13 protein-coding genes, 1 pseudogene and 1 riboswitch are annotated in these 12,202 nt (G+C 42.9%); of the genes and pseudogenes, 10 read left to right on the plus strand and 4 right to left on the minus strand.

Annotation, left to right across the window (positions count from 1 at the left end; all coding sequences use genetic code 11):
• Nucleotides 1-13 precede the first annotated feature (13 nt).
• From WG943_RS03115 to WG943_RS03125, 3 genes are all read left to right on the plus strand, one after another.
• Nucleotides 14-889, plus strand: coding sequence for a hypothetical protein (locus WG943_RS03115; protein ID WP_340406700.1), 876 nt, complete (start codon nt 14-16; stop codon nt 887-889).
• A gap of 244 nt (nt 890-1,133) precedes the next feature.
• Nucleotides 1,134-4,124, plus strand: coding sequence for a ligand-binding sensor domain-containing protein (locus tag WG943_RS03120; RefSeq protein WP_340406701.1), 2,991 nt, complete (start codon nt 1,134-1,136; stop codon nt 4,122-4,124).
• 29 nt (nt 4,125-4,153) lie between these two features.
• Nucleotides 4,154-4,900, plus strand: a complete 747-nt coding sequence (locus tag WG943_RS03125) for a LytR/AlgR family response regulator transcription factor (RefSeq protein ID WP_340406702.1) — start codon at nt 4,154-4,156, stop codon at nt 4,898-4,900.
• A gap of 85 nt (nt 4,901-4,985) precedes the next feature.
• On the opposite strand, the gene ahcY is transcribed toward WG943_RS03125, so the two are convergent.
• The 3 genes and pseudogenes from ahcY to WG943_RS03140 all read right to left on the minus strand — a co-directional run bounded on the left by ahcY (nt 4,986) and on the right by WG943_RS03140 (nt 7,140).
• The gene (ahcY, locus tag WG943_RS03130; RefSeq protein ID WP_340406703.1) at nt 4,986-6,293 is read right to left on the minus strand and encodes an adenosylhomocysteinase; all 1,308 of its coding nucleotides are present in this window, start codon (nt 6,291-6,293) and stop codon (nt 4,986-4,988) included.
• A gap of 157 nt (nt 6,294-6,450) precedes the next feature.
• Nucleotides 6,451-6,732: pseudogene (locus tag WG943_RS03135) on the minus strand (DUF4397 domain-containing protein); the annotation flags it as partial.
• 12 nt (nt 6,733-6,744) lie between these two features.
• Nucleotides 6,745-7,140, minus strand: a complete 396-nt coding sequence (locus tag WG943_RS03140; protein ID WP_340406704.1) for a DUF4397 domain-containing protein — start codon at nt 7,138-7,140, stop codon at nt 6,745-6,747.
• A gap of 224 nt (nt 7,141-7,364) precedes the next feature.
• Between WG943_RS03140 and WG943_RS03145 the strand changes: the two genes are divergently transcribed.
• The 7 genes from WG943_RS03145 to WG943_RS03175 all read left to right on the plus strand — a co-directional run bounded on the left by WG943_RS03145 (nt 7,365) and on the right by WG943_RS03175 (nt 11,232).
• Entirely contained in the window at nt 7,365-8,552 is a 1,188-nt protein-coding gene (locus WG943_RS03145; protein ID WP_340406705.1) for a THUMP-like domain-containing protein, read from the plus strand.
• A gap of 97 nt (nt 8,553-8,649) precedes the next feature.
• Nucleotides 8,650-8,895, plus strand: a complete 246-nt coding sequence (locus tag WG943_RS03150) for a hypothetical protein (protein ID WP_340406706.1) — start codon at nt 8,650-8,652, stop codon at nt 8,893-8,895.
• Between the two features lie 68 nt (nt 8,896-8,963).
• Complete coding sequence (locus WG943_RS03155) at nt 8,964-9,230, plus strand: hypothetical protein (protein WP_340406707.1); 267 nt, start codon at nt 8,964-8,966, stop codon at nt 9,228-9,230.
• 10 nt (nt 9,231-9,240) lie between these two features.
• Complete coding sequence (locus tag WG943_RS03160; protein WP_340406708.1) at nt 9,241-9,420, plus strand: hypothetical protein; 180 nt, start codon at nt 9,241-9,243, stop codon at nt 9,418-9,420.
• Between the two features lie 210 nt (nt 9,421-9,630).
• On the plus strand, nt 9,631-9,975 hold the full coding sequence (locus WG943_RS03165; RefSeq protein WP_340406709.1) for a hypothetical protein: 345 nt from the start codon (nt 9,631-9,633) through the stop codon (nt 9,973-9,975).
• A 101-nt stretch (nt 9,976-10,076) separates the two neighbouring features.
• Nucleotides 10,077-10,622, plus strand: coding sequence for a DUF4274 domain-containing protein (locus tag WG943_RS03170; protein WP_340406710.1), 546 nt, complete (start codon nt 10,077-10,079; stop codon nt 10,620-10,622).
• 76 nt (nt 10,623-10,698) lie between these two features.
• Nucleotides 10,699-11,232 carry a dihydrofolate reductase family protein gene (locus WG943_RS03175; RefSeq protein ID WP_340406711.1) on the plus strand — a complete coding sequence of 178 codons (534 nt, stop codon included), beginning with the start codon at nt 10,699-10,701 and terminating at the stop codon, nt 11,230-11,232.
• 4 nt (nt 11,233-11,236) lie between these two features.
• Here the strand turns inward: WG943_RS03175 and WG943_RS03180 are convergent, their stop codons facing one another.
• Complete coding sequence (locus tag WG943_RS03180) at nt 11,237-11,836, minus strand: DNA-3-methyladenine glycosylase (RefSeq protein ID WP_340406712.1); 600 nt, start codon at nt 11,834-11,836, stop codon at nt 11,237-11,239.
• 122 nt (nt 11,837-11,958) lie between these two features.
• Nucleotides 11,959-12,160: riboswitch (cobalamin riboswitch) on the plus strand.
• Nucleotides 12,161-12,202 lie beyond the last annotated feature (42 nt).

Genomic DNA, 12,202 nt, shown 5'->3' on the forward strand with positions numbered 1-12,202 from the left:
ATTACCTCTAAGCATGAACCTACTCCTATTAACCTTTGGCCCCAATATAAAGAATCACTACCAAGCCAATTTCTGTATTCTCTCATTACTGGCAAGGCAGCAGGAGTTAGCCTTCACAGCTGTCTATGTATACACTGATCATCCGGAGTTTTACAGGCACTTGGGTGACTATGTAAAAATAGTGCCCTTAACCAAAGATATGCTGCAGGAGTGGAAAGGAGAGCACCAATACCTTTTCAGGATTAAGATTAAAGCGCTGGAACATTTCATTATTTCACATGGCGAAGTACCTGTTATGTACCTCGACTCAGATACGTTCCTCTACCAGAATACTCAAAATTTAAAGCAGCTCTTATCTGATAACGTTGCCCTGATGCACGAGGAGGAAGGTAAGCTGGCACAGCAGAAGAGTAAAACAGTACTACGGATGTGGGAAATGGTAAAAGGCAAAACTTTTGCAGACATTCCGATCACCGAAAACGAAACTATGTGGAACTCCGGCGTTATCGGTATTCCGGCCACGCGCAACCAAGAGGCCATACAGCTTGCCCTGCGCATTTGCGACGAGATGCTACAAGGCAAAGTGACCAGCTTTATGCTTGAGCAGTTTGCTGTCTCTATCGCACTAAACAACATTTATAATTTACAGCCTGCACACCCTAGTGTTGGCCACTATTGGGCAGCAAAGGATACCTGGAACGAAGCTATTTCAAATTTCTTTTTAGAATCTAAGCTTAAAGCTCATACTATAGAGCAGGACATAGAGCGTATGCGGCAATTTAATTTCAAAGCACTGCCTATTCGCAATAAGATGAAGAACACAAAGCTGCGTCTGCAAAGGATGCTGGAGAAGCTATTTCCGCCCAAAGAGGTGGTTTATCTTGATTAACTCTTACTTTTCCTGTTGCTATCATAGATTAGCTTATTGACACCACTTCTTTAAACACAGTTTTTACACTTTCACCATCAATTCTCTATACTTTACCCATCGTTTTAGCTGCTTCGCCAGGTAGCGGCAACAATATTATTGTCTACTTTTTACCCTAAACAGCGTATGCAATAGTTATAAATTCTTCAGTATTATTTTGTTAAAACTTATAATAATACAAATGAAGTAAAATATGTAACTGTTGATGAATCTGAAGCGCCTTGTTCTTATTGTATGTTTATTGTGCTGTTGGTGCTCCCCGTCAATTGCACAACAGTATAATTTCCGTAACTGGACGCTGGATCAGGGCCTTCCGCAATCTCAGGTAAATGATGTTATCCAAGATCATGCAGGCCATCTTTGGATTGCTACACGTGGCGGCATCAGCCGCTTTAATGGTAAGCAGTTCACCACCTATACAAAAGAGAACGGGCTAAGCAGTAACAATGCCTCAGTATTATACCAAGACAAGCGTAAGCATATCTGGATTGGCAGCACAGACCGTGGATTAGTGAGATTCAACGGCTATACATTCAAAAAGTATAACCAAAGTCATAACCTAACGGCTAATACCATTTACGATATTACCGAAGATGCACTTGGTAATATACTATTAGCAACCGAAGCCGGTATTTACAAGTTGAGTGATGGTGTTTTTAATAAGCTGCCACAGCTACCCGACCAAATTTATACTTCTGTAGCTGTTACACCAGGTAATACAATATGGGCAGGCAGTCAGCAGAATGGGCTTTACAAGGTACAGGCAACTACTACTTACCACTATACCACCAACAATAGCTCCTTACCTAATAACAATGTAACTACTCTCTATCAGGCACCTAACAACGAGCTTTGGATTGGCACAGAAGCCGGGGTGGCAAAATTTTCCGGTACTACCCTCCATCAATTTGAATTACCCATAAACAGAGATAACCTATTTGTTTCATCTTTTCAGTATGATACATATGGCAACCTCTGGATCGGACTTAAGCAGAACGGATTAGTGAAGTACGATGGCAAAAGCTATACTTACCTCACCAGGCAAAACGGACTTCGATCTAAAAGAGTAAACACACTGCTAACAGATGAAGAAGGCAACCTATGGATAGGCACAAACGGCTATGGTATGCAGCAACTTACTGCACAGTGGTTTGTACACTATTTTGATTTTACAGAATTTAGTGAGCCAAGAATAACAGCCTTAAGCAAAGATAACAGAGGCAGAGTATGGGTAGGCACCGATGAGGGTACTATAGGATATTTAAACAGTGAACGCCTGCATTGGAATCCAAAACCTGTATGGCCTGAGGGCACTACTGTACATCGCATTAACTTACTCGATAATAATACTTCCTGGGTAGCTACCAGCAATGGCGCTTGGCATATAGCTCCAACAGGCATATCTCATTATACAGCAGCCAATGGTTTACCTGCAAACGAAGTATATCAATGTCTCACGGATGCATTAGGGAATACATGGCTGGCAACAGCTGGCGGTATAGCAAGATTTAGTAATGGCGTATTTACCAAGTATAAGTTACCTGGCAAGCTTCCTATAGGCCGTGTATACCAATTGTTCCAGGATTCTAAAGGCAAACTATGGATAGCAGCCTCCAGCGGAGTTTACAGAATTAAAGGTAACAGCATTATAAAGGCACCTGAGCTTGAGCAGTTCCAACTAGAGGAGGTCACCTCAATTGCAGAGGATAGATTCGACAACTTATACTTTGGGGCTTTTAACTACGGAATAGCTGTATTAAACAGCAACTGGGACCAACCAAAACTCTTCACCCAAGAAGATGGCTTGCCAAACGAGGGCATAAAAAGCCTTTATATTGATGATAAGGATAATCTTTGGATCGGCACCAGCCGCAATGTTCTGAAACTGCTGTTACCGATACTCAGGCAGCACAAAAAATTAAATTACAGAAGTTATTCTGCCTCAAACGGTTTTAGAGGTATAGAAGTAAACTATAACACCATTACACAAACTTCTGATGGCTCAGTATGGTTTGGCACTACAAAAGGTGTAACAAGGTACCTTCCCTCCTTAGATCGGCAAAACAAGGTTTACCCTGAAGTATTTTTAAATGCCATCATGCTTTATCAAAAACCAACAAATTGGTTTCAGATGGGCTATACCTCCGACTCTTTGTCCAGAATACCTGATAACCTGCGCCTGCCGCACAATCAGAATCACCTGACTTTCGATTTTCATGCCATCTGCCTCTCTGGGCCAGAGCAGGTAAAGTATAAATACCGGCTAAAAGGATACCAGGAACAATGGTCGGCAGCAACAGATCAATCTTATGCCACTTATCCTAACCTCACACCCGGAGACTATACTTTTGAGTTGCTAGCCCAGAACAACGATGGCCTATGGACACCAGAACCTTTAGTTTATACTTTTTCTATTGTACCACCAATCTGGCGCAGGGAGTGGTTTATAGGTGTACTGTTACTGGTAATAGCCGGTGCTGTGCTTAGCATTGTAAAATTACGCGAACGTAGCCTTGTAAAAATGAACACACTGCTTGAGATGCGTGTGAACCATCGAACCCGCCTGCTCGAACGTAAAAACCGAGAGAAAGAGATGCTACTGCAGGAAATACACCACCGTGTAAAAAACAACCTGCAAATTGTAATTAGCATGCTTAACCTGCAGGCAAGGCATGTACAGGACCCACAAGCAACTGAAGTAATGCGCGCTCTTAAAAGCAGGGTACGATCTATGGCCATACTACACGAACGCCTTTACCGCCACGACGATCTAGGCGAGATAGACCTGGATGATTATTTCAGGGGCATATGCGAAAGCCTTTACGAGGCTTATGGTGTTACAGAAAATCAAGTTAAGCTAGAATTAAGGGTACCGTCTATCAAAGTTGACATAGACACAGCTATAACTTTAGGCTTAATTGTAAACGAACTAGTTTCCAATACGTTAAAATATGCATTCTCTGATTTTAAGCAGAACGGACTACTGCGCATTGTATTAGAGCCACAGCAAAACGGCCGCTACACATTAACCGTAAGCGATACTGGCAAAGGTTTACCTGTCGATTTTGACCAGAAAATGAAGCATTCGTTCGGGTTACAGCTCGTGTCCTCACTTAGTAAAAAAGTGAATGGGAAAATAATTTTTGAAAATAACAATGGCACTAATTCAATATTGTCTTTTGTTTTACCATCATAATTTAAAATTTACCGTAAGTATCTAATGCTATGACAAAACCAAAAATTCTAATATCGGAAGACGAAGTCATAATTGCGGAGGATCTTGCAGCTAGCCTGGAAGAGCTTGGCTATACCACATGCGCAATAGACTCAGGCCAAGACACTATAGATAGAATACGAGAGACTCAGCCGGATCTGGTGCTGTTAGACATTAACCTGGGCGGCGACCAGGATGGTGTAGAAATAGGCCATCGGATAAGACAGGAATTTGATATACCCTTTATATACCTTACTGCTTACGCTGACCACGCAACGATAGACAGAGCAAAGAAAACAGAGCCAGATGGTTTTCTGGTGAAACCGTTCGATGAAAAAAGCTTACGTTCAGCCATTGAGATTGCGCTATATAAACGCGATAGCGGCCACCGCGAAGACAAGGAAATGAATGGAGCCGCAGTAGGCAGCAAAGACCAGGAAGTAGCCACCGACTATATTTTTGTAAAGGTAAAGCACCGCATCATTAAAGTACACTATAGCGAGATTATATGGGTCGAAGCCTACGATAACTATTCTTTTATTGTAACCGCTGATCAAAAATATCTTGTAAGCTCTACACTTAAAGATATGGAACATAAGTTGCCGCCGCAGAACTTTGTGCGTGTGCATCGTTCTTATATTGCCAATCTCGATAAAATAGAAGCACTAGAAGAGAATTCTGTTGTATTTGCGAAAGGAGATATCCCAATCGGAAAATCTTATAAGAAAACACTAATGTCTAGGTTCAACATTATTTGAGAGTACGATACGCTTTGAGAATACATGTAAACAAAAGAGCCGGTACAGATAACTGCACCGGCTCTTTTTATATTTTAACTACTGATTAGTATCTGTAGTACTCTGGCTTAAACGGTCCTTCTACCTCTACACCAATGTAGGCAGCCTGATCAGGAGTAAGTTCATCTAACTCTACACCAATCTTACCAAGGTGCAGGCGAGCCACTTTCTCATCCAGGTGCTTAGGCAAAGTATAAACTTTGTTCTCGTAGGCATCTGCATTATTCCAAAGCTCCAGCTGAGCCAGCGTCTGGTTAGAGAATGAGTTAGACATCACAAACGATGGGTGGCCAGTAGCGCAACCAAGGTTCACTAAACGTCCTTCTGCCAGTACAATGATATCTTTGCCTTCGATGTTATACAGGTCTACCTGCGGCTTGATCTCATCTTTAGAATTGCCGTACGCTTTGTTCAGCCAAGCCATATCAATTTCGTTGTCGAAGTGGCCGATGTTACACACAATCGCCTTATCCTTCATCAAACGGAACTCACGCTCACCGATGATGTCTTTGTTACCGGTAGCCGTTACCACAATGTCAGCCTCTTTTACGGCATCCACCATACGCTTCACAGCAAAACCATCCATAGCAGCCTGTAGTGCACAGATCGGATCGATCTCAGTAACGATTACGCGGGCACCTGCACCTCTAAGCGAAGCAGCAGAACCTTTACCCACGTCGCCGTAACCAGCCACAACAGCTACTTTACCAGCCATCATTACGTCTGTAGCACGACGGATCGCATCTACCAAAGACTCTTTACAGCCATACTTGTTATCAAACTTAGACTTTGTAACAGAGTCATTTACGTTGATAGCAGGCATTGTAAGCGTGCCGTTCTTCATACGCTCGTACAGGCGATGAACACCCGTTGTAGTCTCTTCAGAAAGGCCTTTGATGCCACCAGCAAGCTCAGGATATTTATCAAGCACCATGTTGGTCAGGTCACCACCATCGTCTAAGATCATGTTAAGCGGCTTACGATCTTCGCCAAAGAAAAGAGTTTGTTCAATACACCAGTCAAATTCCTCGGCGTTCATACCTTTCCAGGCATAAACAGATACACCGGCAGCGGCAATGGCAGCAGCGGCATGATCCTGAGTAGAGAATATGTTGCATGAAGACCAGGTAACCTCAGCACCTAACTCCACCAGCGTCTCAATCAGAACGGCTGTTTGGATAGTCATGTGAAGGCAACCAGCAATACGTGCGCCAGCAAGTGGCTTGCTTGGGCCATACTCTTCGCGGATAGCCATCAGGCCTGGCATTTCTGCTTCTGCCAATCTAATCTCTTTACGTCCCCACTCAGCAAGGGAGATGTCTTTTACTTTGTACTTAAGTTGTGTATCGATCATTAGGAATGTATTTTCAGATTAAAACACAAAATTACACAATTTGTTGCGCAAGTTCAACTATACTTGGTCTACACTACTGAATCTCTAGCCATTAACACAAAAAACAGCGCCTGCCGAATGGGGCAGGCGCTGCGGTAGTAGTCAACTTCAGGGTGCGTTAATTATTTACAATAACTTCAGCGCCTAGGCTGTTATTGTTTCCTTCAGGTGTTTCTAAAAATCCTTTTGCAAAAATAGTGTAGATGCCACCGCTGGTAAGCTCCACGTCAGTTGTAAGTGCCACTGTGTTTGTACCAGCCACTCTTACCTCTAATGTATAGTTACCTGCATCAACTGGAGTAAAAGCAGTATTGCCTTTGAAAGCTACGTTCGGGAAAAGTACTGGGCCATTTTGCACGGCAATGTCTACGTTAGGCGCATCTGGCGACAGGTGCACAAAACGAACGTGTGCTTAACCAGAGGCAGGCTCACTCAGGTCGTCTTCCAGCACCAGCGCCCCAATGTTAGCCACTCTATCTATGGCGAACACGCTATAGGCTTTATCCTCATCCAAATCTACGTCTGCATCAATTACGGCACTACTTGCAGGCAAACCAGCAGGGGTTACTTTAAAATTACGAGAGCCGCTTTCTACATCAAGGTAGCCTGTATTGTTAGGGTAGTTTAAGGCGGTTGTATTTACTTTAGCATCATCTACATACAAATCAACAGCCGGGGCATCAGGGGAAGCATGAATCACCATCACTTGCGCATCTTCCAACAAATCTAAATCGTCGTCGTCGTCGCAGGCGGTAAAAGCGAAGGCAGGTAACACTGCTAGCAATAAAATTCTCAATGTCTTTTTCATAACTGTATACTTTGTACTTAAAAAATAATTTAATACCTCTCTTATAACTGATCTATAGATTTTTTGTTTAACTTTTTTTTATAAATATTAAACAAAAATTTTATAAGGCATAAGGTTTAGAACTGTATAAACTACTTTAGAAGTACAGCACCCGTACCTACCGCTTTATTTAAAGTATAAATATGTACTTTTGAGCCTGCTTATTTTGCCTTACACCACCTGAGATGCGCTTATTTACTCCAGAGGAAAAAAAGTTTATACAGGAGCACCTGCACCAAGATCCGGCAACGCTAATGCTACAGGCTAAGCGTTATCCGCAGCTGCCTATGCAGGAGCTTGTGCAGCAGATACAGGCACGGCAGAAGGCCTCACAAAAATTAACAACCTGGGCACAAAATCCTGATGTGATCTTTCCGGTAACGCTTTCTGTTGAACAAAGCTCATCTGAGGCCACGGCAGCTTATAAAGCATCTTTGGTTAAAGGCGAATTGTTAATTGACCTTACCGGAGGGTTTGGGGTAGACAGTTTATACTTTGCCCGGCAATTTAAACAGGTGGTACACCTGGAGCAAAATCAGGAGCTGCAACAAATAGCTGCCCATAATTTTAAATTACTGGGTGCTGATAATATTCAAAGTATAAACATTCCTGCCGAGGTATTTTTAAGAGACTATTCAGGCCAAGCCGAGGTAATTTACCTAGACCCTGCCCGCCGGGGCAACCGCGAAGAAAAACTGCACCTGCTGCAGGATTGCGAGCCAGATGTGCTGCACCTGCTACCCCAACTCCTGCAAAAAGCAAATGCTGTACTGCTTAAAACCTCTCCGATGCTAGACATTGAGCAGGCACTGGAGCAGTTGACACACGTGGAACAAGTATGGGTGGTGGCTGTGCAGAACGAAGTTAAAGAGGTTTTATACTTGCTTTCACCCAAAGCACCTGCTCCTGCTAATGTAACACGCACTGTCGTAAACCTTTTAAATCAGGTGGAGCCACAAGTTTTAACTTTTACCAAAACCGCTGAAGAAGCAGCTACACCGCATTACGCCGACCCACAGGATTTTGTATATGAGCCAAACGCAGCCATACTTAAGGCAGGTGCTTTTCGGTATTTGGGTCAGAAGTATAACTTAAGCAAACTGCACCCCAACAGCCACCTGTATACTTCGGCTATACTTATACCTGATTTTCCGGGGCGCAGCTTCCGTTGCAACACCACCTGCCGCTACAACAAAAAGGAGCTCATGCGCCACCTGCCCGCTAAAAAGGCTAATATTACAGTGCGCAATTTCCCAGAGTCTGTAGCCGATATCCGACGTAAAACCGGCATAAAAGAGGGTGGCGATATTTACTTATTCTTTACCACCGATATGCACCAGAAGCCGGTTGTGCTGGTGTGCCAAAAGGCATAAATCCTTTATACTTTCCTGAACAACACATCTTTAGCTTCGTACACTAGTGGGTAAGCCTGCCCTGCGGCAGGCCATTGTTTTATTTTACCAGTATAGTATGAAGAACGAGAAGAGCAACAACCTGGGCAGAATGTCTCAGGAGAATCACAGCACATCCCGCAACATACAACTTGACGCTGGCAATCAGCAAAAGCAGAGCTCGCAAAGCAGCATGCCTTCTTCTAAGTATGGCAGTACCTCCGGCAAAAGCAGCGGACCTGGCCGTGGATGGCACGGCGATGCCAAAGGACATGCCAAAGCCGGCAGCCAGAGCCACAAACGCACCGGCAACCGCCACTCATAAGCCCCGGCAATAACTCAAGAGCTGGGCATACAGCCTGAAATAAGTTCCACTTTAAATTGAAAACAACGATGAAAGGACAGAAGAACACCAATTGGGAGTTTCATGGTTTTGCCAGTAACCCTCAGAAATCTTTTGAAGACGGTAAAAAAGGAAACCGCCTAGCAGTACAAGCCGTTTTGGACAGAAACCGTCCGGCTACAGAGGCAGAAAGCAACAACACTGCTAACAAACAGGCAAGATCATCTCAGGGCAAAGGCTGGACAGATGCTGGTGGCACCCGCAAAGACAGTGGTAAACAAGCCTCTGCCGATAACAACAATACACCTTCATCTTAATTAAGACGTTATGAAAGATCAGCATAAAAATAAAAAGTCCGAGTTAACAGACAAGAATAAAAGCAACCCAAAAGACACCAGCAATAGCCTGGCACGCGACAAAACAGACACAAAGCTTAACCAAAAACAGACCCCACAGGGCCGCACCGATAACGAACAAGACCGGGAGCAGCGTAAGTTTGACTTGTAAAGTATAAATTGACATAGTAAAAGAGCCACAGCAGCAATGTTGTGGCTCTTTTTGTTTAGGTGGTGGAGGTGTAATATATTTCTTAAATTGAGTTAGAATTCTGTTAGTTTAGTTGCTTAAATTACTACAGATATAGTACAGATAAACGTATGTTTACGCTTATCCACTAGTTAGGCTTAACTTTAAGTATTAAAATTTGGAAGAGAGCTAATGATTAAGAAAGTACTTAAAACCATTTTTACTCTTCTGCTTATTCTTATCGTTGGATTCACAATCTGGTGGAATATGCCTTGTCAGGTTCAGCGGAGCGAAGAAATAGAAACAGGAAATATACTTGTATCTAGCCTACAAGATTACCAGGAGAAGAATGGGATATTACCTGAAACTGGAGACTGGAAAGCTTTAGAAGAAATTGGATTCGACGTACAAGAGACAGGGACCATCCCAGACTATCAGAAGAAGTCTGATACCACCTTCAGCTTAATCTACCTTGAAGGGTTTGATGGACCTTATCTGACTTATGAATCTGAAAAAGGAGAATGGACTATAAAATAGCTTAGCCCAACAAAGTTCATAATTTAAGTTCGGCTGAAGCCTCCCCACATTATGCACAAGTAACGTTGTATGCAATTACAAAAAAGAATTTAATGATAATCTTGCCTAACAAAGAAAGACTTATACACGAAAACTTTATTGAATTTTCTTTCAATAATGAAGATTTCTTGCCCGATTATAAACTTTTTGCAAAGCTCAACTCAACTGACCAATATTATCTTGCTCAAAACTACAACTGGGATGATAGTATTGAAATTCTAAAGTGGATAATAGAAAGTCAAAAATGCGACAAAGGAACTGCATCTTTAATATTTTGGTCAGCAGAACCTGATTATTATTTTAATAAATCTGAAAAGGAAATTACTGAATATGAAAAAGATACATTTTTGCTTCTAAAAAGAATTATTGAAAAATTTAATAACAAGGAATTTAAAAGGTCAAATTTGAAGTATGACCCAGCGGAGAAAGTACAAAATGTTGAGTGGAGTAAACAAAATGTTGAGTGGAATATCCCTGAAGAACTCAAAATGCCAACAACAGGTTTTAATATAATTAGCTTAGGGATAATTCAACATAAAATTTGGCAATGGCAACATAAACGCAAAGAAGCCAAACGTGCAGCCAAAAGGATGAAACGAAAAAAATAACAGTATACAACCAAGTTCAGCCTTTATGTTCGGCTTCGCCTCGCCCATCGGCTGCACCAGCACATTATACAAAACTATGAACTCCAGAAAACTATCTCTCTACATCGCCATGAGCCTAGACGGCTACATTGCCACACCTGATGATGATCTGTCGTGGCTATCGATAGTAGAAACAAAAGGCGAAGACTATGGCTATAGCGAATTTATCGCTACCGTAGACACCGTTATACTTGGCAAACGGACGTATGATAAAGTGCTAAGTATGGGAGTAGGTTTTCCGCACGCTAATGATAAAGACTGCTATATTATTACCCGCACACCACAGGAGCATATCGGTAACATTAAGTTTTATACCGGCAACCTGAAAGAACTGGTAACAAGACTAAAAGCTGAAGAAGGCGGCACCATTTTCTGTGATGGCGGGGCACAGGTTATAAAAATGCTGCTGCAGGATAACCTCATCGACGAGTTCATTATCTCCATCATACCTATACTTTTGGGCGATGGCATCCCGCTTTTCCATAGTGGGATACCAGAGCAGCAGGTACAGTTGGTAAACACAAAGAGCTTCAAGTCCGGACTGGTGCAGCTGCACTACACCCGCAAGTAGAAGTTTACTTTTTCCTGCTCACCCACGGATTTCCTTTAACCCAGAAGCGCCAGGGCAGCAGGGCATCCTCGCCGGCATAGTCAATACCAATGCGAGGGCCGATGGCTATATTTTCTTCGGGCAAGGTTATACTTTTATCCTCCAACCAAATAGTGCTCCCCGTTAAACCTTCGCCGTAGTGCTTTTTGTTGATGCCTAATGCTATACTTGTTACGCCGGGGCCAGCTGTTAAATTTTGTTTAATACTTTCGAAGCCACGCCTTAGCAGCATCTCCTCCACCCCTACCTCCGGCTCAATGGCTCTTATCAGCACGGCATCGGCCCTATCTTTCTTATTGGTGATAATATTAAAGAGATGGTAAATGCCATACACGAGGTATACATACGCTACCCCGCCTTCGCTATACATGATCTCGGTGCGTTGGGTGCGGCGGTTTAAGTGAGCGTGACAAGCCTTATCGTTCTCGCCGGAGTAGGCTTCTGTTTCCACAATCATCCCACCGGTTACAATGCCGTCAATGTTTGTGTAAACATACTTTCCTAAAAGTTCTCTGGCTATCTGCACTACATTGGGTCGGGTATAAAATTCTTTTGGCAGCTTCACGTTTTGTTATTGGTTGTTTGTGTTTGGCTTTACGTACTAATCATTCCTCAAAGTTTAGCTATCTCAAAATTGGTCCTTCTCAATTCCTCATTAATAATTCGGAATTCATAATTAATAATTCGTAATTTTGCAGCCAGATTGGTGGCCATAAAATTATCGTTTTATAGCCTTAAAAGGGAAGCAGGTGTAAGTCCTGCGCTGTTCCCGCAACTGTCATCTTCATAAAAAGGGTTAGCCAACACCTCAGCCACTGTGCGGTACACTGCATGGGAAGGCGCGCTAACTGAAGAGAGCCAGGAGACCTGCCAGTCCGACACTAGATTTGTCGTATGCTTTCGGGTAAAAAGCTGCACGGCCACCGCTACT

The organism is Pontibacter sp. H249, assembly GCF_037892465.1.
In the GTDB taxonomy this organism is placed as follows: domain Bacteria; phylum Bacteroidota; class Bacteroidia; order Cytophagales; family Hymenobacteraceae; genus Pontibacter.